This window comes from Nocardioides aromaticivorans, from assembly GCF_013408525.1.
Taxonomy (GTDB): domain Bacteria; phylum Actinomycetota; class Actinomycetes; order Propionibacteriales; family Nocardioidaceae; genus Nocardioides; species Nocardioides aromaticivorans.
Map to the genome: position 1 here is coordinate 2,641,697 of NZ_JACBZM010000001.1, position 26,373 is coordinate 2,668,069.

General features: G+C 73.3%; 25 protein-coding genes, 2 tRNA genes and 1 other RNA gene. 14 read left to right on the forward strand and 14 right to left on the reverse strand.

Going from position 1 to position 26,373, the window contains the following annotated elements; genetic code table 11:
• The first annotated feature begins 8 nt into the window (after window positions 1-8).
• Both eccB and BJ993_RS12465 read left to right on the forward strand, forming a co-directional pair.
• On the forward strand, window positions 9-1,445 hold the full coding sequence (gene eccB / locus BJ993_RS12460) for a type VII secretion protein EccB (RefSeq protein WP_036549958.1): 1,437 nt from the start codon (window positions 9-11) through the stop codon (window positions 1,443-1,445).
• Window positions 1,442-2,674, forward strand: coding sequence for a S8 family serine peptidase (locus BJ993_RS12465; RefSeq protein WP_179649039.1), 1,233 nt, complete (start codon window positions 1,442-1,444; stop codon window positions 2,672-2,674). The genes eccB and BJ993_RS12465 overlap by 4 nt, the downstream gene beginning before the upstream one ends.
• Window positions 2,675-2,694: 20 nt before the next feature.
• On the opposite strand, the gene BJ993_RS12470 is transcribed toward BJ993_RS12465, so the two are convergent.
• The 3 genes from BJ993_RS12470 to BJ993_RS12480 form a co-directional block, all read right to left on the reverse strand.
• Window positions 2,695-4,155: an NAD(P)/FAD-dependent oxidoreductase gene (locus tag BJ993_RS12470; protein ID WP_179649040.1), complete on the reverse strand. Its 1,461-nt coding sequence runs from the start codon at window positions 4,153-4,155 to the stop codon at window positions 2,695-2,697.
• An 89-nt stretch (window positions 4,156-4,244) separates the two neighbouring features.
• Entirely contained in the window at window positions 4,245-4,937 is a 693-nt protein-coding gene (locus BJ993_RS12475) for a CatB-related O-acetyltransferase (RefSeq protein WP_051932803.1), read from the reverse strand.
• 139 nt (window positions 4,938-5,076) lie between these two features.
• Window positions 5,077-5,161 (reverse strand) — tRNA-Ser (locus BJ993_RS12480).
• Window positions 5,162-5,287: 126 nt separating this feature from the next.
• Here BJ993_RS12480 and ffs point away from each other — a divergent pair.
• The 7 genes from ffs (at window position 5,288) to BJ993_RS12515 (ending at window position 11,749) form a co-directional block, all read left to right on the forward strand.
• Window positions 5,288-5,378, forward strand: an RNA gene (ffs, locus tag BJ993_RS12485) — signal recognition particle sRNA small type.
• 67 nt (window positions 5,379-5,445) lie between these two features.
• Window positions 5,446-7,593: a DNA polymerase III subunit gamma and tau gene (locus tag BJ993_RS12490; protein ID WP_179649041.1), complete on the forward strand. Its 2,148-nt coding sequence runs from the start codon at window positions 5,446-5,448 to the stop codon at window positions 7,591-7,593.
• Between the two features lie 53 nt (window positions 7,594-7,646).
• Entirely contained in the window at window positions 7,647-8,054 is a 408-nt protein-coding gene (locus BJ993_RS12495) for a YbaB/EbfC family nucleoid-associated protein (protein ID WP_036549964.1), read from the forward strand.
• A gap of 13 nt (window positions 8,055-8,067) precedes the next feature.
• Entirely contained in the window at window positions 8,068-8,664 is a 597-nt protein-coding gene (gene recR / locus BJ993_RS12500; protein WP_036549966.1) for a recombination mediator RecR, read from the forward strand.
• A gap of 17 nt (window positions 8,665-8,681) precedes the next feature.
• Window positions 8,682-9,326: a DUF5063 domain-containing protein gene (locus BJ993_RS12505; RefSeq protein ID WP_179649042.1), complete on the forward strand. Its 645-nt coding sequence runs from the start codon at window positions 8,682-8,684 to the stop codon at window positions 9,324-9,326.
• Window positions 9,327-9,428: 102 nt separating this feature from the next.
• A complete protein-coding gene (locus BJ993_RS12510; RefSeq protein ID WP_179649043.1) occupies window positions 9,429-10,709 on the forward strand; it encodes an aspartate kinase in 1,281 nt (426 codons plus the stop codon).
• Window positions 10,706-11,749 carry an aspartate-semialdehyde dehydrogenase gene (locus tag BJ993_RS12515; RefSeq protein WP_179649044.1) on the forward strand — a complete coding sequence of 348 codons (1,044 nt, stop codon included), beginning with the start codon at window positions 10,706-10,708 and terminating at the stop codon, window positions 11,747-11,749. The genes BJ993_RS12510 and BJ993_RS12515 overlap by 4 nt, the downstream gene beginning before the upstream one ends.
• Before the next feature lie 111 nt (window positions 11,750-11,860).
• Here the strand turns inward: BJ993_RS12515 and BJ993_RS12520 are convergent, their stop codons facing one another.
• The 3 genes from BJ993_RS12520 to BJ993_RS26355 all read right to left on the reverse strand — a co-directional run bounded on the left by BJ993_RS12520 (window position 11,861) and on the right by BJ993_RS26355 (window position 14,144).
• Complete coding sequence (locus BJ993_RS12520) at window positions 11,861-12,946, reverse strand: hypothetical protein (RefSeq protein ID WP_179649045.1); 1,086 nt, start codon at window positions 12,944-12,946, stop codon at window positions 11,861-11,863.
• A gap of 94 nt (window positions 12,947-13,040) precedes the next feature.
• A tRNA-Pro gene (locus BJ993_RS12525) sits at window positions 13,041-13,114 on the reverse strand.
• A 97-nt stretch (window positions 13,115-13,211) separates the two neighbouring features.
• Entirely contained in the window at window positions 13,212-14,144 is a 933-nt protein-coding gene (locus BJ993_RS26355) for a metallophosphoesterase (RefSeq protein ID WP_179649046.1), read from the reverse strand.
• 36 nt (window positions 14,145-14,180) lie between these two features.
• Between BJ993_RS26355 and BJ993_RS12535 the strand changes: the two genes are divergently transcribed.
• On the forward strand, window positions 14,181-14,639 hold the full coding sequence (locus BJ993_RS12535; protein WP_036549977.1) for a GatB/YqeY domain-containing protein: 459 nt from the start codon (window positions 14,181-14,183) through the stop codon (window positions 14,637-14,639).
• Window positions 14,640-14,719: 80 nt separating this feature from the next.
• Here BJ993_RS12535 and BJ993_RS12540 read toward each other — a convergent pair whose 3' ends face one another.
• Window positions 14,720-17,062, reverse strand: a complete 2,343-nt coding sequence (locus BJ993_RS12540) for a transglycosylase domain-containing protein (protein ID WP_179649047.1) — start codon at window positions 17,060-17,062, stop codon at window positions 14,720-14,722.
• Window positions 17,063-17,311: 249 nt separating this feature from the next.
• Here BJ993_RS12540 and BJ993_RS12545 point away from each other — a divergent pair, with 249 nt between their 5' ends.
• Complete coding sequence (locus BJ993_RS12545; RefSeq protein WP_036549983.1) at window positions 17,312-17,593, forward strand: WhiB family transcriptional regulator; 282 nt, start codon at window positions 17,312-17,314, stop codon at window positions 17,591-17,593.
• Window position 17,594: 1 nt separating this feature from the next.
• Here the strand turns inward: BJ993_RS12545 and bagB are convergent, their stop codons facing one another.
• From bagB to BJ993_RS26360, 6 genes are all read right to left on the reverse strand, one after another.
• Window positions 17,595-18,773, reverse strand: coding sequence for an ArsA family ATPase (bagB, locus tag BJ993_RS12550; RefSeq protein ID WP_179649048.1), 1,179 nt, complete (start codon window positions 18,771-18,773; stop codon window positions 17,595-17,597).
• A complete protein-coding gene (bagA, locus tag BJ993_RS12555) occupies window positions 18,773-19,771 on the reverse strand; it encodes an ATPase BagA (RefSeq protein ID WP_179649049.1) in 999 nt (332 codons plus the stop codon). The genes bagB and bagA overlap by 1 nt, the downstream gene beginning before the upstream one ends.
• 36 nt (window positions 19,772-19,807) lie before the next feature.
• The gene (locus BJ993_RS12560; protein ID WP_179649050.1) at window positions 19,808-22,231 is read right to left on the reverse strand and encodes an FtsX-like permease family protein; all 2,424 of its coding nucleotides are present in this window, start codon (window positions 22,229-22,231) and stop codon (window positions 19,808-19,810) included.
• The gene (locus BJ993_RS12565; RefSeq protein ID WP_179649051.1) at window positions 22,231-23,013 is read right to left on the reverse strand and encodes an ABC transporter ATP-binding protein; all 783 of its coding nucleotides are present in this window, start codon (window positions 23,011-23,013) and stop codon (window positions 22,231-22,233) included. The genes BJ993_RS12560 and BJ993_RS12565 overlap by 1 nt, the downstream gene beginning before the upstream one ends.
• Window positions 23,014-23,139: 126 nt before the next feature.
• Window positions 23,140-23,811, reverse strand: coding sequence for a response regulator transcription factor (locus BJ993_RS12570; protein ID WP_036549989.1), 672 nt, complete (start codon window positions 23,809-23,811; stop codon window positions 23,140-23,142).
• A complete protein-coding gene (locus BJ993_RS26360; protein WP_179649052.1) occupies window positions 23,808-24,968 on the reverse strand; it encodes a sensor histidine kinase in 1,161 nt (386 codons plus the stop codon). Before BJ993_RS26360 ends, BJ993_RS12570 begins: the two co-directional genes overlap by 4 nt.
• A 113-nt stretch (window positions 24,969-25,081) precedes the next feature.
• Between BJ993_RS26360 and BJ993_RS12580 the strand changes: the two genes are divergently transcribed.
• Window positions 25,082-25,234 carry a hypothetical protein gene (locus BJ993_RS12580; protein ID WP_179649053.1) on the forward strand — a complete coding sequence of 51 codons (153 nt, stop codon included), beginning with the start codon at window positions 25,082-25,084 and terminating at the stop codon, window positions 25,232-25,234.
• A 9-nt stretch (window positions 25,235-25,243) separates the two neighbouring features.
• Here the strand turns inward: BJ993_RS12580 and BJ993_RS12585 are convergent, their stop codons facing one another.
• A complete protein-coding gene (locus BJ993_RS12585) occupies window positions 25,244-25,654 on the reverse strand; it encodes a hypothetical protein (protein WP_036550587.1) in 411 nt (136 codons plus the stop codon).
• A gap of 64 nt (window positions 25,655-25,718) precedes the next feature.
• Here BJ993_RS12585 and sp36 point away from each other — a divergent pair, with 64 nt between their 5' ends.
• Both sp36 and BJ993_RS12595 read left to right on the forward strand, forming a co-directional pair.
• Window positions 25,719-25,874 (forward strand): Sp36 family protein, encoded by a 156-nt coding sequence (gene sp36 / locus BJ993_RS12590; RefSeq protein ID WP_162851546.1) that lies wholly within the window; start codon window positions 25,719-25,721, stop codon window positions 25,872-25,874.
• Between the two features lie 3 nt (window positions 25,875-25,877).
• A complete protein-coding gene (locus BJ993_RS12595; RefSeq protein ID WP_036549990.1) occupies window positions 25,878-26,339 on the forward strand; it encodes a RidA family protein in 462 nt (153 codons plus the stop codon).
• Window positions 26,340-26,373 lie beyond the last annotated feature (34 nt).

Here is a 26,373-nt window from a genome sequence, read left to right on the forward strand (position 1 = left end):
CTGCGCTGATGGCGACCAAGAAGGACCTCGTCGAGGCCTACTCGTTCAGCCGGCGCCGGTTGGTGACGGCCTTCGTCTCGGGCGCGCCCGGCGGCCGGGAGGTCGAGCCGGCGCGCCCCGGCCGGATGATCGTCGGCGGCGTCGCGCTGGCCATCCTGCTGATCGCAGGCGCTGCCGTGGCCGGCGCGCTCACGAAGCGCCCGACCGTCGACTGGGACAGCCCGGGCCTGGTCACCGACGACCACGGCGCGCTCTACGTCATCCTCGACGAGGAGCAGTCGCAGGGCCAGGAGCAGCTGCGGCCGGTGATCAACGTGACCTCCGCGCAGCTCATCCTCGGTGCCGACGTGAAGACCAAGAGCGTGCCGGACGACGTCCTCGCCGAGCGCAAGAAGGGCCCGTCGATCGGCATCCTCGACGCACCGCCGACCGTTCCCGGCGCGGGCAACCTCCTCAACAGCGGCTGGGTGTCGTGCACCGCGACCGGCAAGGGCGTGCAGACCGAGGTCCGCCCCGGTCGGTCGGTCCAGGAGACCCCCGAGCTCGGCTTCGTGGTCCGTGGCGAGCCGAGCGGCAAGCGCTACCTGATCGCCCAGGCCGAGGTGCCGGGCCACCCGGTGCGCGCCTACAGCTACGCCGCGCCCGCCAACCCCGACGGCCTGTACGCCGACCTCAAGGTCGAGGCCAGCGACGAGATCGTCGTGCCCGACGCCTGGCTGGGGCTCTTCCCGACCGGCGGCGCGCTGACCGAGGCCGGCCTGGGATTCGACGACTGGGGCCAGCGGGTCCCCCTGCCCGGCTACACGACGGCGCGGGTCGGCGACTACTACGAGCGCAGCGGCCAGTTCTACGCCGTCACGAAGAAGGGATTCGTGCAGCTGAGCGAGTTCGCGTTCGCGGTGCTGCGCAGCACCCCGATCGGTGACGACATGCCGCGACCGATCAAGCAGGTCGGCGAGGGTGGCGCGTTCAAGGTCGTCGCCGCTCCCTACGACGCGTCGTCGTGGCCCGAGGACGCCATCGCCGGGGGTTCCGCCCGCCGCACCGACACTGTCTGCGGCGTGCTGAAGACCGGCGAGGACGAGGAGCCGGCCGTGCTCCTCGCCACCTTCCCGTCGGGCTCGGCGATGATCGGCGACGTCAGCGCCGGCCAGAGCAATGTCAGCGTCGAGGCCGGGTACGGCGCCGTGGTGCGCTCGGCCGACTGGGACACCTCGAGTGGTGGCACCGTCCACCTGGTCGACGACGGCGGTCGCAGCTACTCCATCGCCGGCATGACCGAGGTCGACAACCTCGGCTACGGACGCGTCCCGGAGGTCGTCGTACCGTCCACCTGGCTGCAGCTGTTCACGCCGGGCCCGGACCTGTCGCTCCTCGACGCGCTCTGCCCGCCCCGGACGCCCTCCGAGGACGTCGGCGACTCGGTCGGTCCGGCGTGCGCGTGAGCGGCCGGGCCGGCGCGCGGCTGGCGGTGCTCGCCGTGGCCGCGCTGGCGGTGCCGCTCGCGCCCGGAGCGCCGGCGTCGGCCGTGCCGGCCGCTGCCGCGGCCCTCGCCGAGGGACCGGACTGCCTGGCCACCGGCGAGGACGCCGACCGCAAGGTCAAGGGCGTCAACGAGGCCAGCGAGGCGCTGCAGGTGCCGGAGGCGAGCGCCATCGCCGCCCGTGCGGACCGCCGTCCCGGACAGGGCGTGCGGGTCGTGGTGGTCGACACCGAGATCCCGGGTGGGGCTGCCCTGGGGGCGCGTCCGGACCTCGCCAGCGCCCACGGGCTGACCGCCGCGGGGATCGTCGGTGGGCAGCCCCAGACCGACCCGTCGGTCGATGCCGGCATCGCGCCCGCCGCCGACGTCGTCCCGGCGAAGTTCTACGACGTGCCGCGCGGCCAGGAGAGCGACGGCGAGAGCACGCCCTCGTCGGGTGCCCTGGCGAGGGCGCTCGACGAGGTCGACGTCCGGGGGCGCACCATCGTGCTCGTCCCTGCCGTCGTGGCCGGCTCGGACGACCTGCAGGACGCCCTCGCCCGCCTGCACCGCGCGGGCGCGCTGGTGATCGCCCCGGCGGGCGACGTACCGGCGGAGGGAGCGGGCTTCCTCGAGGAGTACGCCGAGGTGAAGCCCGGTCAGGACGCCGCGGCCGACGTCTGGCCGGCCGCCGACCCCGACGTCGTCGCCGTCGGGATCTCCTCGCCCGAGTGGCAGGCCCGGGCGCTGCGCAACTCGGCCGTGGACCTCGCGGCCCCCGGCGCGGGATCCGTGTCGATCGGCGTCCAGGGCGGCTGGTGCGTCGTCACGGAGGGATCGACGGAGTGGGCAGCGGCCCAGGTCGCCGGCGTGGCCGCGCTGGTCTGGTCGGTCCACGACGACGACACCGCCGACGAGCTGCGCAAGCGGCTGGAGGCCACCGCCAGCGGCAACGGCCAGGCCAGCCCGCTCACCGGCTTCGGCGTGGTCCAGCCGGTCGAGGCGCTGCAGCGTCCGGTCGAGAGCATGGCGGGCCAGGCCCGCCGCAACGAGGTCGTGCCACGCGGGACGGTGCCGGCGGAGCGTGCCGACCTGCTCGCGGGCACGCGGCGCGACGCGGTCTGGTGGGGTCTCGGCGGGGGAGGCGCGCTGGTCGTGCTGCTGGTCCTGCGGCCGGTCCTGGCGCGACGGCGCGGGCGTTCCTCCACCTGACGACATCGCCCTCGCCGGGCTCAGGCCCCGGTGGCGGCGTGGGTCAACGGGCCGCTGCGCACGCCGAAGCGGGTGGCGATCGTGTCGAGCGTGCGCTGGTCGTGGCGTCGCTTGCGGTGATGGGTGGCAAGGAAGCGGGCCACGCCGGCGACCTGGCGCGGGACGGGGTACCACAGGTTGAAGTCCAGCCCGCACTGCATGATGACCCGCTTCGGCAAGGTGTCGACCAGCAGGCTCAGGTTGTGCATCGTGAGGACCATGGAGGCGTAGATGACCACCGACGGCGCCTCCCGCTGCAGCTGGGCGAGGTCCAGCTCGTAGAGCGGGAGGTCGTGGAGCCGGCCATGGAACATCAGGTGGGTCATGTAGTAGCCGGCGAAGGCGGTGAAGCCGCCGAACGTGCTCGAGCGCATCTGGATGGACAGCACGTTCCCCGTGGCCGAGGTGTACGGCTCGTAGGGATGGACCTCGCGCAGGAGGGAGCCGGTGCAGTTGAGGATCCAGCTGCCGGGCGCCGTCTGCCGGGAGCGGCCGTCACGGTCCACGACGTCCACGTCGCCGTCGTCGCGGTCGACGGCGTCGGCGAAGTAGGTGCGTTCGGCGGTGCGGAGCCCGTCGGTGATGACCCGGTTCTCCGCCTCGGACAGGTAGGCGCTGAGGTAGTTGACGGCATCGGCGACGGGACCAGTGCCGTACGTCGACCGGAACCAGTCGCTCACCGCGACCTCGTTGGTGCCGTCGTAGCGGTCGCTGACCTGGCGGACCATGGTGTTGATCGGTGTGCCGCCCCACCAGCGTCGGGCGCCGGTGGGGAAGAAGGTGTCGCGCCGCGCGAAGATCGTGCCGGGGCCGGCCAACAGGTGGACCTCGCGACCGGGGGCCTCCGTGAGGATGCGGTGGGCCGCGTCCATCGCGGTCTTCCCCCCGCCCACGATCCACACCGGCTCGTCACCCCTCCGGACGGCGTCCAGGTCGAGGGTCTCCGGCGTGATGCTCCGGACCCGGGAGCTGGTGGTCGACAGGGGAGGATTCGGCTGCACCTGATGGCCGAAGGCCTTGACCAGGCGGCGGGTGATGACCGTGTGCTCCGTGCTGTCCGGCCCCTGCAGCCTCACCTCGACGAGGCCGTCGGCCTCCGTGTGGCCGGTGTAGGCCCAGCCGAACCGCTCGTCGAGGGTGAGCTTCCGCCCCGCGACGTCGAGGCAGTGGCGCAGGTGGTCGAGGACCTCCGTGCGCGATGCCAGGTGGCTCGGTGGCGCATCGAGCTGCCACTTGATGTTGCCTGCCGTGAAGATCGGGTGCGGCTGGTGGAGCCGGACGTAGTCGTAGGTGTCGACCCACATCCCGCCGGGACGCGGGCGGACGTCGACGACGACTGCCGGGGCGTTGCGGGGCAGGTGGCCGGCCGCGACGACGAGCGCGTTCAGGCCACTGATCCCCGCGCCGACGACGCAGACCTCGTGGATGGTCGGGTCGGCCACGGCGGCTCCTCGGGTCGGGCGCCGCCCCGAGCTCGCCGCGTCGTGAGCCTAGGAATCCGGCCGCGACCTGTCCACTGTCGCTTTCGGCGTCAGCTGTAGACGGCGTCCCCGACCTTGGGGGCCGGTACGGCGCCGGCGGCCTGCCGCTCGCGGGCGTAGGCGATGAACCCGTCGATGTCCTCGCTGGCGAGCAGCGGGACGGCGGCCCGGACCTCGTCCTCGGGCCAGTCCCACCAGGCGATCTCGAGCAGCGCCTCGATCTGCTCCGGCGAGAAGCGGTAGCGGATGACCTTGGCGGGGACCCCGCCGACGACGGCGTAGTCCGGGACGTCCTTGGTGATGACGGCGCCCGAGCCGATGCAGGCACCGTGGCCGATGCGGACGCCGCCGTGGACGATCACGCCGTGGTTGAGGTAGACGTCGGACCCGATGAAGCTGTCGGCCGTCTTGCGGGGGAAGCCGTCCTGGCCCGCGCCCTCCATGCCGAACAGGATCCGGTGGGGGTAGGTCGTCACCGTGGTGATCGGGTGGCCGCCGCCGACGATGACATAGGCGTCCTCGGCGATCGAGCTGTAGTCGCCGATCGTGAGGCGGGTGTCGTCGTGCGGGAGCAGGCGGATCATCGGGATGCCGTTGAGCCGGGAGTGCGGGCCCATGGTGACCCGACCCTGCTTCTCGCCGGCGCGGAGGCGGGCGTGGTTCTCGCCCTCGATCGCCCACATCGCGCGGCGGATCAGGTGCTTGAGCCAGAGGACGAGGATCCGGAGCTTGCTCGACTGCATCGTGCCCTTCCGAGGCCGGGGGTTCGCTGGGAGGCACACGCTATCCCAGCCCTCGGATCCGCTGCATGGACATCCGGAAAGGCGCAGGGGGACGGAACGACAGGAGCCCCGGTCCAGCGGACCGGGGCTCCTGTGACGGCGGAGGTAGGGGGATTCGAACCCCCGAGGGCGTTAACCCAACACGGATTCCAGCCGTGCGCCATAGGCCACTAGGCGATACCTCCGCCGAGGAGGTTACCGGTCGCCGACCGGCAGCCGGAAATCGCGTGGCCCGCCGGTGGCCGCGGGGGAGTGGTCGTCGGTGGTGCCCGGAGTTCGGAGCGCCCGGGAGGGTCGTCTAGAGTGGGGGCAACCCCCCGCGCGGCGGTATCTCACCCAACTCCCCCAGGGCCGGAAGGCAGCAAGGGTAAGTGAGCTCTATCGGGTGTGCGGGGGGCCTCTTCGTCTCCGGGGGCCGTTCGGGGCCGCCGCCCTGTCGGGTGTCGGGGCCGCTCGTTAGTGTTCAGGGGTGGACTCCCCGCTCGCGCTCTACCGCCGCTACCGGCCCGAGACCTTCGCCGAGGTGATCGGCCAGGAGCACGTGACCGAGCCGCTGCGGGCTGCGCTCGCCGGCAACCGGGTCAACCACGCCTATCTCTTCTCCGGCCCACGCGGCTGCGGCAAGACCACGAGCGCCCGGATCCTCGCCCGTGCGCTCAACTGCGAGCGGGCGCCGATCGCCGACCCGTGCGGCGAGTGCGAGAGCTGTCGCGACCTGGCCCGCAACGGCCCGGGCTCGATCGACGTCATCGAGATCGACGCCGCGTCCCACGGTGGCGTGGACGACGCCCGCGACCTGCGCGAGAAGGCCTTCTTCGCGCCCGTGAAGAGCCGCTACAAGGTCTACATCATCGACGAGGCCCACATGGTCACGACGCAGGGCTTCAACGCCCTGCTGAAGCTCGTCGAGGAGCCGCCGCCGCACCTGCGCTTCATCTTCGCGACCACCGAGCCCGAGAAGGTCATCCCGACCATCCGCTCGCGCACCCACCACTACCCGTTCCGGCTGATCCCGCCGCGGCTGCTGACGTCGTACCTCACCGAGCTGTGCGACCGCGAGGGCGTCTCCATCGAGGCGGCCGCGCTGCCGCTCGTCGTCCGCGCCGGCGCCGGCTCCGCGCGCGACACCCTCTCGGTGCTCGACCAGCTGCTCGGTGGCGCCGGCCCCCAGGGCGTCACCTACGAGCTGGCCAGCGGGCTGCTCGGCTACACCCCCGACACCCTCCTCGACGACGTCGTGTCGGCGTTCGCGAGCGGCGACGGCTCCGCCGTGTTCGGCGTCGTCGACAAGGTCATCGAGACCGGCCAGGACCCGCGCCGGTTCACCGAGGACCTGCTGCGCCGGCTGCGCGACCTGGTGATCCTCTCCGCCGTCCCGGACGCCGCCGCCTCCGGCCTGCTCGACGTGTCCGGCGACCAGGCCGACCGCCTGGTCGCGCAGGCCGCCGCGTTCGGCCGAGCCGAGCTCACCCGCGCCGCCGACCTGGTCGCCGCCGGCCTCACCGACATGCGCGGCGCGACCGCGCCCCGGCTGCTGCTCGAGCTGATCTGCGCGCGGATCCTGCTGCCGGCCGCCGACCACACGACCGAGGGTGTGATGGCCCGCCTCGACCGGCTCGAGCGCCGCGCGTCGATCAGCGGTACGACGTCCGCTGAGTCCGCCCCCGTCGCCGCCCCGGTCGCGCCGGCCCAGGACCGGCCGGCGCCGTCCCGCGCCGAGCGGGCCGCGCCCGAGCGGACCGAGGACCGGCCGGCCCCGGCTCCGACCCCGGCCGCCAGCCCCGTCGCCGAGCCGGAGCCCGTGGCCCAGACCCCGGTGGCCCCGACCCCGTCCGCCCCGACCCCGGTGGCCCCGACCCCGGTGGAGCGCCCGGTGGAGCCGGAGCCGGCTCCGGAGCCCGTGGCCGCCGCCCCGGCCCCGACCCCGGCCGCGCCCGCTCCCGCCCCCGCCGCTGCGGCGCCGTCCGGCGGACTCACCCTGGTCGACATCCGCCGGCTCTGGCCGGCGGTCATCGACCGGGTCAAGGGCGTCAAGCGGGTCACCTGGATCCACCTGACCCAGAACTCCCAGGTCGTCGGCTTCGACAACAACGTCATCGCGCTCGGCTTCCAGTCCGACGGGCCGCGCCGGTCCTTCGAGTCCGGCGGGCACTCCGACATCGTCCAGCAGGCGGTGATCGACGAGATCGGTGCCAAGGTCCGCATCGACGCGATCATCGACCCGTCGGCGGTCCCCGGCGGGACCCCGCCCCCGGCCGCCCCCGCGGCTCCGGCCGCGCAGCAGGCGCCGGCCGCTCCCGCCGCCGACGCGCGCGCGGCGGCGCCGGCCGACGACGGCTGGGCATCGGCGCCCCCGCCGTCCGACGACCCGCCGCCGTGGGCCGTCCCGGGCGACCAGGCGCCGCCCGCGGACGCCGCGCCGTCGGAGCCGACCCCGCGCCGTCCCCGGATGGCCGACATCCAGGCGCGCGAGGGCGAGCTCGCCGACGCCCCGCCCGAGGACCCCGACGCGCACGCCCGCTTCGACGACGCCGACGTCGACGCCGAGTCCAGCGCCGAGCTGCTCGCGCGCGAGCTCGGCGCCCAGATGATCGAGGAGATCCCGCGCGGCGGCTGAGCCGCCGGGACCGCCCGCCACCGACCCACGCCACCCACCGAGAAGAGACGAAGATGAGCCAGAACCCGTTCGACGCACTGGGCGGAGGCGGCGGCCTCGACCTGGGCGCGCTGATGCAGCAGGCGCAGCAGATGCAGCAGCAGCTGGTCGAGGCGCAGCAGCGCCTCGCCGAGGCGACGGTCGACGGCTCCGTCGCCGGCGGCGCCGTGAGCGTCACCATCACCGGCGCCGGCGAGCTGACCGCCGTGACGATCAAGCCCGAGGCCCTCGACAGCACCGACGCCGACGCGCTGGCCGACCTCGGCGACCTGGTCGTGGCGGCCTTCCGCGACGCCCGCGCCAAGGCGGACGAGCTGGCGGAGGAGCTGATCGGACCGTTCGGCGCGCTCGGCGCCGACCTGGGTGGCGGCCTGCCGGGCCTGGGCGGACCGGGCGGCGCGCCCGGCCAGCTCGGCTTCTGAGCGGGGTCCACCGGTGTACGAAGGCGTCGTCCAGGACCTCATCGACGAGCTCGGCCGCCTGCCGGGCGTGGGTCCGAAGAGCGCCCAGCGGATCGCGTTCCACCTGCTCCAGGCCGACCCGGTCGACGTACGACGCCTGGCGGACGTGCTGATCGAGGTCAAGGACAAGGTCAAGTTCTGCAGCATCTGCTTCAACGTGGCCGAGGACGACCAGTGCCGGATCTGCCGTGACCCGCGGCGCGACCCGTCGGTGCTGTGCGTCGTCGAGGAGTACAAGGACGTCGTCGCGATCGAGCGCACGCGCGAGTTCCGCGGGCGCTACCACGTCCTCGGCGGCGCGATCTCGCCGATCGACGGCATCGGACCCGAGCAGCTGCACATCCGCGAGCTGCTCACCCGGCTCGGCGACGGGGCCGTCACGGAGGTGATCCTCGCGACCGATCCCAACCTCGAGGGCGAGGCGACGGCGACGTACCTCACGCGCATGCTCGGACCGCTGGGCTTGCGCGTGACACGTTTGGCCAGTGGACTTCCGGTGGGAGGAGACCTGGAGTACGCCGACGAGGTCACCTTGGGTCGGGCATTCGTGGGAAGGCAGACAGCGACATGAGCGGGACGAACGGGAACATGAGCGACAACACCAGCACCGAGCAGCTCCCGGGCCTGGCGGCCCTCGAGGCGCTGATCGCCGTGGAGACCGAGACCGTGCGCCTCGCGGACGACATCGCCGCGTCGGTCACCTCCTTCCTCGAGGGCCTGCGGGTCGTGGCGGCGGAGGCGACGGGCGGCCAGGCCGTGTCCCTGCTGCTGCTCCAGATCAGCCAGATCTCGCTGACGGGCGCCCGGCTGGGCGTGCAGCGCGACTTCGCGCCGCGCGACGAGTTCCAGCCCGACGACGGACCGGACCCGGAGGACGTCGACGAGCTCCGCCTCCAGCTGGCCGAGCTCCTCGGCGACCTGGACACCTACAGCTACGTCTTCGACCCCTACCAGCCCGAGATCGTCGAGGGCCTGCTCTCCGACGACCTCACCAGCATCGCCGCCGACCTCGCGATCGGGGTGCGCCACTACGAGGCGGGCGACGTGGAGGAGGCGCTTTGGTGGTGGCAGTTCTCCTACGTCTCCTCGTGGGGCACGCTCGCCGGCGCGGCCATGAAGGCGCTGCTCTCCGTGGTGGCCCACGACCGGCTCGACGTCGACCTCGACACCACCCAGGAGCTCGCCCTGGTCGAGGCCGCGGCCGCGGTGCTGGACAGCGCCGAAAACGCCTAGCGTCGCTCGGTAGAATCAGCCCCGGAGCAAGACTCCGGGGCCCGGCGGCCGTGGTCGCGAGGGGCCTCGTCCCTTCCCCCGAACCGCCAGGAGTGAGCCCCCGTGGGCATTGTCGTGCAGAAGTACGGCGGCTCGTCGGTCGCCGATGCCGCCGGCATCAAGCGCGTCGCGCAGCGCATCGTCAACACCAAGAAGGCCGGCCACCAGGTCGTCGTCGTGGTCTCGGCGATGGGGGACACGACGGACGAGCTGATCGACCTCGCCAACGAGGTCTCCCCGCTCCCGCCGGCCCGTGAGCTCGACATGCTGCTGACGGCCGGCGAGCGGATCTCGATGGCCGTGCTGGCCATGGCGATCCAGAACCTCGGCCACGAGGCGCGCTCCTTCACGGGCTCGCAGGCCGGCGTGATCACCGACGCCGAGCACGGCCGCGCGAAGATCATCGACGTCACGCCGGGCCGCATCGAGGCCGCGATCGGCGAGGGCGCGATCGCGATCGTCGCCGGCTTCCAGGGCGTCTCGCAGACGACCAAGGACATCACCACGCTGGGCCGCGGCGGCTCCGACACGACCGCCGTCGCGCTCGCGGTGGCGCTCGAGGCCGACGTGTGCGAGATCTACTCCGACGTCGACGGCATCTTCACCGCCGACCCCCGCATCGAGCCGCGCGCCCGCAAGGTGCCCCGGATCTCCTACGAGGAGACCCTCGAGATGGCCGCGCAGGGCGCCAAGATCCTGCACCTGCGGTGCGTCGAGTACGCCCGCCGCTACGGCATGCCCATCCACGTCCGGTCCTCCTTCTCCGAGAAGGAGGGCACCTGGGTCGTCAAGGCCGAGGATGTTGTTCAGGAGGAAGGCTCCATGGAAGCCGCAATCATCACCGGGGTCGCCCACGACCGCAGCCAGGCCAAGATCACCGTGGTCGGGGTCCCGGACAAGCCGGGCGAGGCGGCCGCGATCTTTCGCGCCGTCGCCGAGGCGCAGATCAACATCGACATGATCGTGCAGAACGTGTCGGCCGCGGCGACCAGCCTCACCGACATCTCGTTCACGCTGCCGCGCGGCGAGGGCCAGACCGCCATGACGGCGCTCTCCCGCCTCCAGGAGACCGTCGGCTTCGACAGCCTCCAGTACGACGACAGCGTCGGCAAGGTGTCCATCGTGGGCGCCGGCATGAGCTCCTCGCCGGGCATCTCGGCGCGCTTCTTCGAGGCGCTGTCGGAGGCGGGCGTCAACATCGAGATGATCTCCACCTCGGAGATCCGCGTCTCGGTCGTCGTGGCCGAGACCCAGGTCGAGGCGGCCGTCAACGCCGCCCACGCCGCCTTCGACCTCGGCTCCGACGAGATCGAGGCCGTGGTCTACGGAGGTACCGGACGATGAGCATCAACATCGGCGTCGTCGGCGCGACCGGCCAGGTCGGCGTCGCGATGCGCCAGATCCTCCTCGAGCGGAACCTCCCGGTCGGCGAGATCCGCTTCTTCTCCTCGGCCCGCTCGGCCGGCAAGGTGCTGCAGTTCGGCGACCGCGAGGTCGTCGTCGAGGACGCCGAGACCGCCGACCCGACCGGGCTCGACGTCGCGCTGTTCTCCGCCGGCGCCACCGCGTCGCGTGCCCTGGTGCCCCGGTTCGTCGACGCCGGCGTGATCGTCGTCGACAACTCCTCGGCCTTCCGCAAGGACCCCGCCATCCCGCTGGTCGTCTCCGAGGTCAACCCGGAGGCCGCCGCCGAGGTGATCGCCGCCGGCCGCGGCATCATCGCCAACCCCAACTGCACCACCATGGCCGCGATGCCGGTCCTGAAGCCGCTGCACGAGGAGGCCGGCCTGGTCCGGCTGATCGCGTCGACGTACCAGGCCGTCTCCGGCTCCGGCATCGCCGGCGTCGAGGAGCTGGCCACCGGCGTCGCCGCGGCCGGCGACAAGGCCCGCGAGCTCGCGTACGACGGCGAGGCGGTCGCCTTCCCCGAGCCGGGCGTCTACAAGAGGACCATCGCCTACAACGTGCTGCCGTTCGCCGGCAACCTCGTCGACGACGGCCTCAACGAGACCGACGAGGAGCAGAAGCTCCGCAACGAGTCCCGCAAGATCCTCGGCATCCCCGACCTGCGGGTCTCCGGCCTGTGCGTCCGCGTCCCCGTCTTCACCGGCCACTCGCTGGCGATCAACGCCGAGTTCGAGCGGCCGCTGACCCCGGCCCGCGCGCAGGAGCTGCTCGCGACCGCGCCGGGTGTCGAGCTCGCCGAGATCCCGAACCCGCTCGCCGCCGCCGGCAAGGACCCGTCGTACGTCGGCCGGATCCGCCAGGACCCGGGCGTGGACGGCGACCGGGGCCTCGCACTGTTCGTCTCCAACGACAACCTGCGCAAGGGTGCCGCGCTCAACACGGTGCAGATCGCGGAGCTGATCGCGGCGTCGCGCTGAACGGGAGTTTCACCGGCCGGCCGGTGAAACTCCCGCGCTTGGACGAGAAAACTCACGCCTGGACGATGAAGCTTCGTCGTCCAGGCGTGAGTTTCGTCGTCCAGGGTCCGATCAGGTGTCGACGGGCTCGACGAAGGTCTTGGTGACCCAGACCGACGCCAGGTAGCCCCCGATGCTCAGCGCCGGGATCACGACCAGCATCGACCAGTTGTCGAGGAAGTCGATCAGGAACAGCAGCGCCACCACGGCCACCAGGCCGACCGCGAGGAAGCTGCTGCTGCCCGGGTCGGGGATCTGGAAGGTCTTGAGCAGCTGGCTGCCCAGCAGCACGCACAGCGCGAAGGTCGCCACGAGCAGCAGGAAGCCGGGACCGCCGCCGCAGGACGACGTGCCACGCACGGCCTCGCACCCGCGCAGCGACAGCCAGGTCAGCACCACCATCGCGGCGCCGACGACGAGACCGGTGACGGCAGCGGCACGGTACGACGTCAGGAGCGGTCCCTGGGCGCTCAGGGCCGCGATCTCGGCGTCCTCGAGGTCCGCGTCGTTGACCGGCTCGGGCTCGACGATCACCGGCTTCTGAGCCGGCTCGGGGGCCGGCTTGGGCGCCGGCCTCGGCTTCACGGCCGCGGGCTTCTCGACCACCGGCGCGGCTGCGGGCTTCTCGGTCGACACGGGGGCGACCGGCTGGGGCTCCGGCTCCGGCTCGGGCTCGGGCTCCGGCTCGGGCTCGGGCTCCGGCTCGGGCTCCGGCTCGGGCTCCGGCTCGGGCTCGGGCTCGGGCTCGGGCTCCACGACCGGCTCGGGCTCCACGACCGGCTCGGGCTCCACGACCGGCTCCGGCTCCACGACCGGCTCCGGCTCCGGCTCCGGCTCCACGACCGGCTCGGGCTCGGTGACCGCCTCGAGCACCGCGGTCGGGTCGGACGCAGGCGTCAGCTCCGCGTCGAGCCGGGTCGCGACGCTCTCCTCGACCTCGACCTCCGGCTCAGGCGCAGCAGCCACGGGCTTCTCCGCCGGCTTCGGGGCGGCCTTCGGGGCGGCCTTCTCCGCTGGCTTCGGGGCCGGCTTGCGAGCGGCAGGACGGGCCGGCTGGGCAGGCTCGGAGGACGCGGCCGGCTCGGCCGCCTTCTTCTTGCGCCCGAACAGCTTGGGCGCCTCCAAGCTGAGCTTCAGCTTGTCCTGCTCGTCAGACATGGGGGCAGTCTGTCACGACAGCAGCACCGATCGGCGGCTGGTCGTTCTCCGAAATGACAGCAGGTGGACCCCGGGGGATCCACCTGCTGGTCGGTCGGGCTGACAGGATTTGAACCTGCGGCCTCCTCGTCCCGAACGAGGCGCGCTACCAAGCTGCGCCACAGCCCGCCGTTCAGCGCCCTCCGAAGAGGTCCACTCAACAGCAGGGGAGCATAGCGGAGCGGACCGGCGCAGCCCGAATCGGGGTCCGCGCCGGCGCCCGTCCTCAGCCCACCGGCAGCAGCGTCAGGAGCACGGCCTCGGGCCGGCAGGCGATCCGGACCCGGCTGTAGGGGTTCGTGCCGATGCCCGCCGACACCTCCAGCCACGACGACCCGGGGTCGCCCGGACGCGAGTCGGCCGGGTGGCGGCTCAGCCCGCGGGCCCGGGCGGGCTCGAGGTCGCAGTTGGTGGCGTACGCGCGGGAGCCGCCGGGCAGGGGCAGCCGGACCTGGCCGCCGTGGGTGTGGCCGGCGACGATGGCGTCGTACCCGTCGGCGGCGAACTGGTCCAGCACCCGCAGGTACGGCGCGTGGGCGACCGCGAGCCGCAGGTCGGCCGTGGCGTCGGCGGGGCCCGCGACGGCGGGCAGGTCGTCGTAGGACAGGTGCGGGTCGTCGACGCCCGCGAAGGCGAGCGTCGCCTCACCGACGGTGAGGCCCGCGCGGCGGTTGGTCAGGTCCAACCAGCCGGCGCCGGCGAGGCCGGCGCTGAGCTCGCGCCAGGGCAGCTGGGGCGTGTGGTCGTAGCGCTTGCCGTCATCGGGCAGCAGGTAGCCGAACGGGTTGCGCAGGCCGGGCTCGAAGTAGTCGTTCGAGCCGTGCACGAACACCCCGGGGACGTCGAGCAGCGGCCCGAGGCTGTCGAGGACGACGGGCACCGCGCGCCGGTGGGCGAGGTTGTCGCCGGTGTCGATGACCAGGTCGGGGGAGAGGGCCGCGAGCGAGCGCAGCCACTCCTGCTTGCGGGTCTGGCCGGGCGTCATGTGGATGTCGGTCAGGTGCAGCACGCGCAGTGGCTGCATGCCGGCGGGCAGCACCCGGACGTCGTACCTCCGCACGGTGTACTGCCGCGCCTCCCACAGGGCGTACGACGTCACCCCGGCGCCGGCGAGCCCGCCCAGCGCGGCGGTGCGGAGCAGCGCGCGCACGAATCCCATGAGGCCACTCTCCCGCAGACCGGGCAGAATCGAGGCATGAGCACCCTCAAGGACCGCCTCCGCACCGACCTGACCACCGCCATGAAGGCTCGTGACGACGTCCGGTCCTCGACCCTGCGGATGATCCTCACCGCGGTGACGAACGCCGAGGTCGCCGGCAAGGTCGCCAAGGAGCTCACCGACGACGAGGTGCTGACCGTGCTGTCCAGCGAGGCGAAGAAGCGCCGCGAGGCCGCGGTCGCCTTCGAGGAGGGCAACCGGCCCGAGAGCGCCGCGAAGGAGCGCGCCGAGGCCGCGGTCATCCAGGACTACCTGCCCGAGCAGCTCGGCCCCGAGGAGATCGCCGCGGTCGTCGCCGCCGCCGTCGAGAAGCTCGGCGCCGCCGGTGCCGGCCCGAAGGCGATGGGCCAGGTGATGGGCATCGTCACGCCGCAGGTCAAGGGACGGGCCGACGGTGCGGCCGTCGCCGCGGAGGTACGCCGCCAGCTCGGCTGAGCGCCCACCCAACGCCCGAGGGGCTGACCGGATCGGTCAGCCCCTCGTTGCGTCGGTGCTCGCGTCAGTCGGTGCTCGCGTCAGCCGTTGCCGCGGCCGTTGTTGCCGTCGCCGGGCTTGCCGCCACCGGGCTTGCCGCCACCGCCGCCCTTGGGCTTGCGCTCCTTCTTCGGGCCGCTGGAGATGTAGAGCGTGATCGTGTCGCCGGCACCGGCGCGGTCGCCGGGGTAGGCGTAGGCGACGAGGCCCCGGGCGACGCCGGAGGTGCGGGACGGGCCGCGGACGGCGGTGAACCCGGCCGCCTCGACCCGGGCCTTGGCGTCCTCGTAGCTGAGCCCGCTCACCGACGGCACGGGGATCAGCAGCCCGGCCACGTCGGAGGAGGACGGACGGGTGAAGTCGTCGTCCGGCAGCCACTGGGCGATCGCCTTGAAGGTGTCACCCCAGATCGGGCCCGCCGTGGTCGACCCGGACGAGGTGTAGAGCGTCTGGCCGCCGACCGACTTGTAGTCGAGCGACTCCGGGTGACCGGCCTTGTTGACCCCGGCGACGACGGCGGCGCCGGCGAGGTTCGGGGTGTAGCCGGAGAACCAGACCGCCTGGTTGCCGGTCGTCGTACCGGTCTTGCCGGCTGCCGGCTGGCCCGGGTTGAGGGCGGATCCGAAGCCGCCCTCGATGACGCCGCGGAGCACGTCGTTGACCGCATCGGCCACCGGGCTCGGCAGCGCCTGCGTGCACTGCTTCTCGTACTCCTTGAGCACGTTGCCGTCGGTGTCCTCGATCTGGGTGACCGGGCGGGGCGAGCAGTGGAGGCCGCGGCCGGCGAACGTCGCGTAGGCCTGGGCCATGTCCAGCGGGCTGACGTCGGCGATGCCGAGCGTGAACGCCGGCTTCTGCCACTCCTTCGCGAGGTCGATGCCCATCGCGCGGGCCAGCTTCCACGGCTCGCAGATGCCGGTCTCCTGCTCGAGCGCGGCGAAGAAGGTGTTGACCGACTTCTGCGTGCCCTCGTAGAGGTTCGGGTTGGCCGACGCGCTGGTCGAGTTGTGGACGGTCCAGGTGGCGCCGCTCTGGTAGGGGCCGTCGCAGGTCTCGAAGCTGTTCTCGGCGAAGCCACGCTCGCTCGGCGCCGGGAAGGTGCGGGTCAGCGGGATGTCCTGGTTGACCGCGGCCGCCAGCACGAACGCCTTGAAGGTCGAGCCCGGCTGGAAGCCCGAGGCGTCGCCGTACCTCTTGGGCACCGTGTAGTTGAGGAAGGTCTCGCCCTTGCCCTTGCCCATCGGCCGCGACTGGGCGAGGGCCCGGACGTTGCCCGTCCGTGGCTCGACCAGCGCCAGGCCGCCGATGGCGGCGTCGCCCTTGAAGACGTGGGCACTGACGGAGTCCTGCGCCGCGCGCTGGAAGCCCATGTCGACGGTCGTCTTGATGGTGAGGCCGCCGTTGAAGATCAGCCGCTCGCGCTCGTCGGCCGTCTCGCCGAGGGCGGGGTCGGTCATCAGCCAGCGCACGACGTAGTCGCAGAAGAACTGGGCGCGGGAGTTCACGCAGCCGTTGGGCTGGTCCTGGACCTTGAGGCCCAGCTTCATCGCGACGGTCTTGTCGGCCTCGGCGTCGGTGATCACGCTCAGCTGGGCCATCCGCTGGAGGACGACATTGCGGCGGACCTTGGCCTGGGCGGCGTTGCGGGTCGGGTTGTAGGCCTCGGGGCTCTGCACGAGACCCGCGAGCAGGGCGGACTGGCGAAGGTTCAGGTCCTTGGCGTTGGTGCTGAAGTAGTGCTGCGCGGCCGCCTGGACGCCGTACGCACCGTCACCGAAGTAGGCGGTGTTGAGGTAGCGCTCGAGGATCCAGTCCTTGCTGTGGCGCTTCTCGAGGGCGATGGCGTAGCGCAGCTCCTTGAGCTTGCGGCCGTAGCTGTCCTCCTTGGCGGCCTTGATGGCCTCCTCGTCACCGTTGGCCTGGGTGATGAGGGTCAGCTTGACCAGCTGCTGGGTGATCGAGGAGCCACCCTGGGTCACGCCGCCCGCGGCCTGGTTGGTGAAGAGCGCCCGCAGCGTGCCCTTCAGGTCGAGCGCGCCGTGCTGGTAGAAGCGGTAGTCCTCGATCGCGACGATCGCCTCGACCATGGTCCGCGAGATCTGGCGGAGCGGGACGTTGACGCGGTTCTGGTCGTAGAGGGTCGCGATGACCTTGCCCGACTTGTCCTGGATCTCGGTGCGCTGCGGCAGCTGCTCGGTCTCGAGCTCCTGCGGCAGCTCGTCGACCGACTCGGCCACGTTGCGCGCGCTGAACCCGGCGACGCCGGCGAAGGGGATCGCGAGCCCGGAGACGACCACGCCGAGCACGGCGGACACCAGCAGCATCACACCGAGGTGGGAGAGCACCTTGCCGGGCGGCAGGCCGTCGAACCGCGTCTTGGACATGCGGTCAGGGTACGTGACACCCCTGTGCCCGCCGGATTCGTCGGCGGGGACCGGGACGGGGAGCGCGCAGGTGCCGCCGGGGGCGGGCGCGACCGGGTCGGGAGCCTCCGGTCTAGTCCGATGTGACTAGACAGGTTGGGCCCAATGAGCCGTGGTCGTGGGCGTCGCTTTCCTTTACTTTGATCGGGACGGGAAGACCAAGCGCTGTGGGGGTGCTGGCTTCCCGAGTGGGAACCACAAGGGGACAACATGTGGGTTGATGATTGGGCGCCTCGTGCCGCTTGCCGTGAAGGCCAGCCGGACCAGCTCTTCGTGAGGGGCGCAGAACAGAACAAGGCAAAGCAGGTGTGCGCGGGTTGCGCCGTCCGCACGGAGTGCCTCGCCGAGGCGCTCGACAACCAGATCGAGTGGGGTGTCTGGGGTGGCATGACGGAGCGGGAGCGCCGCGCGCTGCTGCGCCGCCGCCCGAGCGCGTCGTGGCGCAAGGTCCTGGAGGACGCGCGCGACCGCCAGGGCACCGCGACCGTCTGAGCTAGACGCCTTCGGCAAGCAGGGTTCCGACCCTGCGCAGGCCGTCGAGGTCGTGCACGTCGCCAGCGAGGGCCGGTACGACGACCGTCTCCACCTGCGGGTGGGCGGTCGCGAACCGGTCCCTCAGCGTGCGCTCGCGCTCGACCATGCGCACCCGGTCGGCGTGCAGGCGCAGCAGCCCGGCGGCGACCGACGTGCCGTCGGCGCGCCGCAGCCGCTCGACGGCCGTCATCGCCTCGTCCGCCGACAGGTCGCCGGCAGGCTCCGGGCTGGCCCGGTTGATCACCAGCCCGGCCAGGGGCATGCCGTCCTCGCTGAGCCGCTCGACGAAGTACTCCGCCTCCCGCAGGGCGTCCGGCTCCGGGGCGGCCACCACGAGGAACGCCGTACCGTCGGCCTTGAGCAGCGAGTAGGTCTGCTGCGCGCGCTGGCGGAAGCCGCCGAAGACGGTGTCGAGCGCGGTCACGAAGGTCTGCAGGTCCTTGAGGAACTGCGCGCCCAGGATCCGGGTCAGCGCGTTGGTGATCAGGCTGAACCCGGCCGTCATCAGCTTCGCCGGGCCCTTGGCCGGCGCGAGCAGCAGCCGCACGAACCGCCCGTCGAGGAAGCTCGAGAGCCGCTCCGGGGCGTCGAGGAAGTCCAGCGCCGAGCGCGACGGCGGGGTGTCCACGACGATGAGGTCGTAGGTGCCGGCGGCCTGCGCGTCCCGGTGGATCTGGCCCAGCTTCTCCATCGCCATGTACTCCTGCGTCCCCGCGAAGGAGCTCGACAGCGCGATGTAGAACGGGTTGGCCAGGATCTGCTTCGCCTTCTCCGGGCTGGCCTGCGAGAGCACCACCTCGTCGAAGGTGCGCTTCATGTCGAGCATCATCGCGTCCAGCGCCCCGTCGCCCTCGACGCCGGTCACCGGGCGGGGGGTGTTGTCGAGCTGCTCGATCCCCATCGACTGAGCCAGCCGCCGCGCCGGGTCGATGGTCAGTACGACGACCTTCCGGCCCCGCTCCGCCGCGCGCAGCGCGAGCGCGGCACTCGTCGTGGTCTTCCCGACCCCGCCGGAGCCGCAGCACACGATGATCCCCGTGGTCGGGTCGTCGAGCAGGGCGTCCACGTCGAGGGCGCCGGCCCGCTGGGTGCTGGCGGGGCCGACCCGGGTGGGCCGCTGGGTGTTGCTGCGCGCCATCAGGCCATCCCCTGCTCTCGGAGGAGTGCGGCGAGCTCGTAGAGCCCGCCGAGGTCGATGCCACCGGCCATCCGGGGCAGCTCGTAGGAGGGGACGCCGAGCTCGGCGACCAGCGTCCGCTGGGAGTCCTCCAGGGCGCGCCGCTCGGCGTGGTCGGCGGCCTCGTGGAGCAGGCCGGCGACCAGCTCGGGAGTGACCTCGATCCCGCCGGCGGCCAGGTCGGCCTCCAGGGCGGCGCGGTCGAGGGTGCCGGACCGGGCCGCGGCGAGCTGCTCGGCGGACAGGTCGCGCGGACGGACCAGGTTGACCACGACGCCGCCGACCGGCAGCTGGGCGGCGCGCAGCTCGGCGATGCCGTCGGCGGTCTCCTGGACGGGCATCTCCTCGAGCACGGTGACCAGGTGCACGGCGGTCCGCGGGGAGCGGAACAGGGTCATCATCGTGTCCGACTGGGACTTGATCGGCCCGACCTTGGCCAGCCCGGCGAGCTCGTTGCTGACGTTGAGGAACTGGGTGATCCGGCCGGTCGGCGGGGCGTCGAGCACGACGGCGTCGTACTCGATGGCGTTCTTGTTGCGGCTGTTGCGCTGGACTGCCTCGTAGACCTTGCCGGTCAGCAGCACGTCGCGGACGCCGGGGGCGATGGTCGTGGCGAACTCGATGACGCCGAACCGGTCGAGCGCCTTGCCGGCGCGGCCGAGCCGGTAGTACATCGCGAGGTACTCCAGCAGCGCGGACTCCGCGTCGATGTGCAGCGCGTGGACGACCCCGCGACCGCCGTCGGCGTCGGGGAGGCCGGTGGTGAGCCGCCGCTCCTGGTAGGGCAGCGGGTCCACGTCGAACATCCGGGCGATGCCCTGGCGTCCCTCGACCTCGCAGAGCAGCACGTTCTTGCCGCGGGTCGCCAGCGCGAGGGCGAGCGCGGAGGCGACCGTCGACTTGCCGGTGCCTCCCTTGCCCGTGACCACGTGCAGGCGGACCTTCCCCCAGTCACTCACGTGCGCAGCGTAGCGAGCGACCGGGGGGAGGGTGGGTCACTCCATCGCCAGGCCCGCTGCCGGGGCCGTCCGCGACGCGCGCCGCGCGGGCAGGACCGCCGCCAGGAGGCCGGCGGCCGCGGCCAGCGCCACGACCAGGCCCAGCTGGGTCCACGGCAGGACCAACCCGGCCCCGGACACGACCGGATCCACGAGGGACCGCACGCCGAGCCACGCGAAGGTGACGCCGAGCGCGGTGCCGAGGACGGTCGCGACGAGGGCGAGCAGGACCGCCTCGGTGGCGAGCATCCGGCGCACCTGCCGGCGGGTCAGGCCGAGCGCGCGCAGCAGGGCGTGCTCCCGGCCGCGCTCGAGCACCGACAGGCCGAGGGTGTTGGCGATGCCGACCAGGGCGATGACGACCGCGATCGCCAGCAGGCCGACGACGCCGCCGCCGAGCACGTCGAGCTGGAGGTCGACGTACGCGCGGCGGGCCAGGCCGTTCTCGATCCCGGCGTCGAGCGGCCCGGCGATCGCCTCCATCGAGCCGGCGAGGTCCTCGGGATCCGCGTCGCGATCGGCCCGCACCCAGACCGCCTGGGCGCCGGCGTCGGGGGCCAGCCGGGCGAGCGTCGACGGCTGCACGAGCGCGGCGTCGCCCCAGCCCTCGCCGGCGCGCACCCGCAGGGTGAGCGAACGGTCGCCGACGACGACCGCGACCCGGTCGCCCTCCTCGACGTCGTCGCCGAGCAGGTCCCACGGGACGAGCACCTCGCGCGGCCGCGCGTGCGGCAGCCTCCCGTGCAGGACCGGTCCCGCGTCGTGGCCGGGCGCGAGCAGGGGCAGCTGCTCGCCCGCGACCGTGGCCGGCGCGCCGGGGACGGTCACCGTGGCCGCCACCCCGTCGACGGTGGCCGCCCGCTCCGCCACGTCGTCCGGCAGCGGGTCGGCGCCGGTGAGGGCGATGTCGATCGGGTGCTGCTCGTCCATCTCCGCCGCCAGCGCCGAGCGCGAGCTGGCGAGGCCGGTGAGGACCGCAGTGGTGAGCGTGACGCCGACGAGGAGGGACGCGGTCGTCGCAGCGGTACGCCGCGGGTTGCGGACCGCGTTGCCCGCTGCCAGCCGGCCGGCGGGTCCCATCGCCCGGCCGGCCACGCGGGTGAGGGCGCGGACCAGCGCCGGGACGACCACCGGGCCGAGCAGCACCACGCCGAGGAAGGTCGCGGTCCCGCCGGCCACCAGCGCAGCCGGCACGGCCGAGCCCACCGCGACGACGAAGGCGGCGCAGCCGGCGAGCACGAGCAGGATGCCGAGGCCGACGCGGGCCCGGCCGGTCGTCGTACGCAGCCGGGTGCTGTCGTCGGGCCGCAGGGCCGCGAGCGGGCTGACCTGCACCACGCGGCGGGTGGGCAGCCACGCCGCGACGAGGGGGACGCCGACGGCCAGCGCGGCCGCGACGAGGAGCCACGAGGCGCCGATGTCCGCGTCGCCCAGGCGGGCGCCCGGCCAGCGGTCGTGGATGAGGGCGACCAGCCCGTGGCCCGCAGCGAGGCCGGCGGCGGTGCCGACCACCGCCGCGACGACGCCGAGGACCAGCGACTCCGTGCGGACCGACCGGACGACCTGGCGGCGCGTGGCGCCGACGCAGCGCAGCAGCGCGAAGTCCCGGCTGCGCTGGGCGAAGAGGATCGCGAAGGTGTTGTTGATGACGAGGACCGCGACCAGCAGCGCGACGGCCGCGAAGAGCAGCGCGATGATCGCGATGACGTCGACGCCGCTGTTGATCTCGGCCTGCAGGTCCTGGACGAAGGCGTCGACGGCCTCCGGCTCCGCACCCGGTACGACGTCGCGGATCGCCTCCCGCGCCGGACCGAACCCGTCCCCGCCGGCCCATGCGACGCTGCTGGCGTAGAGCTGGTCCTGCCACCGCGACAGGTCCGCCCACAGCACGTAGACCGAGGCGATGGAGAAGGTCGACGGAGAGTCCGCGAGGCCGACCACGGTGACGTCGAGGGCGTCGGCGCCGGTGCCGATCCGCAGCCGGTCGCCGACCGCGATGTCGTCCGCCTTGGCGGCGTTGGTGTCGACGAGCGCCTCGCCGGGGGAGGCCGGGAAGCGGCCGTCGACCAGCTCCTGCCAGCGCCGGTCGGGCCGGTCGGGGACCTGGCCGATGTCGGCGTCGGTCGCGACGACGGAGCCGTCGTGGCTGAGCTGCTGCAGGGTCCAGCCGATCAGCCACGCGTCGGCTCCCCGCTCCGGAGCGGCCTCCAGCAGCCGGACCGCGTCGTCGGTGGCCGGCCGGTCGAGTACGGCGTCCGCGCCGTCGTACGGCTGGTCGAGGCCGGAGGTCAGCCCGTCGCGGACGGCCGAGGAGAGGGCGGCGGTCACCACGACGAGGACGACGCCGACCACGACCGCCAGCAGGGCGGCGCCGTAGCGCCGGGTGTGGGTGCGCAGGGAGGCGAGCAGGACGGTGCGCATCAGGCGGCTGCCGGGTTCAGCGCGGCGACCAGGTCGGCGGCGGTGGGCTCGACGAGCCGGTGGGTGATCCGGCCGTCGGCGAGCACGACGACGTCGTCGGCGTACGCCGCGGCCTCGAGCTCGTGGGTGACCATCACGACGGTCTGGCCGAGCTCGCGCACGGAGCCGCGCAGGAAGGACAGCACCTCGGCGGACGCGGTCGAGTCGAGGTTGCCGGTCGGCTCGTCGGCGAACACGATCGCCGGACTGCCGACGAGCGCACGCGCGATGGCGACCCGTTGCTGCTGGCCGCCGGAGAGCTCGGCAGGCCGGTGGCTGAGCCGGTCGGCGATCCCGAGGGTCGTCACGATCCGCTCGAAGCGGTCGCGCAGGTCCGTGCGCGAGCGGCCGGCGAGCTCGGTCGGCAGCCAGATGTTCTGCTCGGCGCTCAGCATCGGCAGCAGGTTGAACGCCTGGAAGACGAAGCCGACGTGGTCGCGGCGGAAGCGGGTGAGCGCGTCGTCCGACAGGCCGTCGAGCGCCTGCCCGGCCACGCTGACCGTGCCGCCGGTGGGCTGGTCGAGCCCGGCGAGGCAGTGCATGAGCGTGGACTTGCCGGAGCCCGACGGCCCCATGATCGCGGTGAACCGGCCGGCGGGCAGGTCGAGGTCGACTCCGCGCAGCGCGTGGACGAGGGTGTCGCCGCGTCCGTAGGTGCGGGCCAGGCCGCGGGCCGTCGCGGCGAGGGCGGGGGCGTTCCGGGGAGCGGGGGCGGGAGGGGGCGTGGTCTGCGTCGAGGACATGCCCCGAGCCTCGTCGGGATCGCGGCCCCGATCGTCAGGCCACGGGTTGATCCCCGTGTACGACGCCGGGCTGACCCGGGAGGACCGGGTGGTCGAGGAGGTCGACGACCGGGCGGTGGCGCGACGTCAGGGCGTGACGAGCCCGGTCTCGTAGGCCAGCACCACGAGCTGCACCCGGTCACGGGAGCCGGTCTTGGCGAGCAGGCGGCTGACGTGCGTCTTCACCGTCGCCTCCGACACCACGAACTCGGCGGCGATCTCGCCGTTGGACAGCCCGCGGCCCACGAGCACGAGGGTCTCCTGCTCACGCTCGGTGAGGGTGGCGAGCCGCTCGTCGGGGGAGGGGACGGCCGGGTCGGGCAGTGCGGTGGCGAAGTGCTCGAGCAGGCGCCGGGTGGTGCTCGGCGCGACCACGGAGTCGCCCGCGTGCACGGTGCGGATCGCGCCCAGCAGGGTCGCCGGCGTGGCGTCCTTGAGCAGGAAGGCGGCCGCGCCGGCGCGGATCGCGGCGAAGGCGTACTCGTCGAGGTCGAAGGTCGTCAGCACGATCACCTGCGGTGCCCCGGGCCGCTCGGCCAGCAGCCGCGTGGCCTCCACCCCGTCGAGACGGGGCATCCGCACGTCCATCAGCACCACGTCGCAGCCGGTGACGGCCAGGCGCTCGAGGGCCTCGCCGCCGTCGCCGGCCTCGCCCACCACGGTGAGGTCCGGCTGGCTGTCGATCAGCATCCGGAAGCCCGCGCGCACCAGCTCCTGGTCGTCGACGAGGAACACCCGGATCGGCTCGGAGGCAGTCACCGGGGGATCCTCGCGCACACGGCGAAGCCGCCTCCCGGCGCGGGTCCGGCGGCCAGCGTCCCGCCGTGCGCGGCCACCCGCTCGCGCATGCCGGTCAGGCCCAGGCCGCGGCCGTCGTCGTACGCACCGGCGCCGCGACCGTCGTCACGGACCTCGACCACCATGTCGGCACCCTCGGCGCGCACGGCCACGGTCGCGGCGGCGCCGGGGCCGGCGTGCCTGCGCACGTTGCTGAGCGCCTCCTGGACGATCCGGAAGACGGTGAGCGCCACACCGTCGGACACCGCCGGTGGCTCCGCGAGCTCCCAGTCGACGGGGGTGCCGGCCGCGCGGACCTCCTCCAGAAGGCCCGGCAGGTCGGTCAGCCGCGGCTGCGGCGCGGGCACGCCGGCCTCCTCCGAACGCAGCAGGCCGAGCATCCGCCGCAGCTCGGCGATCGCCTCGCGGCCGGTGCCGGCGATCGTCTCCAGCGCGGGTACGGCGACCGCCGGGTCCTGCTGCGCCGCCGCCCCCGCGCCGTCGGCCTGCACCACGATCGTGGTCAGGCTGTGGGCGACGACGTCGTGCATCTCGCGGGCGATCCGGTGCCGCTCCTCCATCGCCGCGAGGGCTGCCTGCTGGGCGGCTTCGCGCTCGAGCCGTTCGCCGCGCTCGACCAGCGCGTCGACGTACGCCTGGCGGGTGCGGCCCAGGGTGCCGAGCGTCCACGCGACGACGACGAAGAGCGCGATGGTGACGGCGTAGGCGGTGACGTTCTGCGCGGTGAGCTGGTCGGCGCCGTACCCGCGCAGCCAGTCGAGCGCCGCGACGACCGCCCCGGCGAGGCCGACCGCGAGCGCTGCCGCGGCCCGCGTGGGTGGCGCGTACCGGGCGACGGAGTAGGTCGCGACGGGGAACGCCAGCTGGCTCCACAGCGGGTAGTCGGTCAGCAGCCACTGCAGCGCGCTGCCGCTCGCGACCACGGCGAAGACGACGACCGCGTGGCGTCGGCGCCACAGCAGCGGCACGATCTGCGCGGTCATCAGCCCGGCGTCGAGCGGCGAGACCGCGAGCAGCACGACCGGGACCGGCAGCAGTAGGAACAGGGTCAGCCCGAGGTCGAACCACCGCTCGCCGCGCGGGCCGAGCCGCAGCGGCTGCCTCTCCTGACGCGCCACCGCACCACCGTAGAGGGGCAGGCCCGGTGCCACGTCAGACCACGGGATGATCCGCGATCACCTTCCGGGCGGACCGGTGCCGACGTACGCTCGAGGCGTCGGAAGGAGTCGTCATGGCCGAGCACCCGAGCGCCCAGCGCTTCAGGCACCTGCCGCCGCCCGTGGACCCGGCGACCCTGCGCACGACGCAGGACGTCGACCCGCCGCCGCCCGAGGAGGACGACGCCTACCGCGAGCTGCTGTGGGTCGTGAACCGCTACGGCTGAGCCGACGGGTCAGCCCAGCTTGTCGGCCAGCACGACCCAGGTGAAGAAGCTGATGCCGAGCAGCATCCCGACGTGCCCGAGGATCGACAGCGCCGGGCCCTCGCCCCAGCTGTCGCCGGTCGTCGCCGTCGCGTGCTTGCCGGAGCCGGACATCCAGCGGGCGAGGATCAGGATCCCGATGAGCACCTCGATCCACCACACGACCAGGGCCACCGCGCCGAGCGCGCCGCCGGGCGAGGACAGGTAGGCGATCCAGACCGCCAGCGCGACGACGCCGACCAGCGTGTGGGCGTTGACCACGGACTTCGGCACGAGGGCGTGCCCGGCCTGGGACTGCTCCGAGGCCAGCCGCATCCTGGTGAGGAGTACGACGACCGCGGCCAGCCCGGTCAGCAACCACACGGCGTTGTCGAGGCTCACGGGCCGCATCGTCGCACACGATGTGACGGCGACCACAGCATCGTGCCTGAGTATCGTGCTCGGCATGACCAAGTGGGAGTACCAGGTGGCGCCCGTCCTCAACCATGTCGCGGCGCAGATCCTCAACAACTTCGGCCAGGACGGCTGGGAGCTCGTCACCCTCGTCCCGGGCCAGGGCGGCAACGACATCGCGTACTTCAAGCGCCCGGCCGAGGGCTGAGCGGTGGCCTCCCCCGAGGAGCGGCTCGCCGAGCTCGGCCTGAGCGTCCCGGAGGTCGTCCCGCCCGTGGCGGCGTACGTCCCGGCGGTCCGCAGCGGAGCCCACGTGTTCACGGCCGGCCAGATCCCGATGCGTGAGGGCGCGCTCGTCGCGACCGGCAAGGTCGGCGACACCGCGACGCCCGAGCAGGCGACCGAGGCGGCGCAGCAGTGCGCGCTCAACGCGCTCGCGGCGATCCGCTCGGTGACCGGCACGCTCGAGGGCATCCGGATCGTGAAGGTCGTCGTGTTCGTCGCCTCCACGCCCGACTTCACCGGCCAGCCGGCGGTCGCCAACGGTGCCTCCGAGCTGCTCGGCCAGGTCTTCGGCGACCTCGGCGTGCACGCCCGCTCCGCCGTCGGCGTGGCTGCCCTGCCCCTCGACGCGACCGTCGAGGTCGAGGTCGTCGCCGAGGTGCTGGGGTGACCTCGCCCGGCGGCGCTGGCGGAGACGCGCTCGG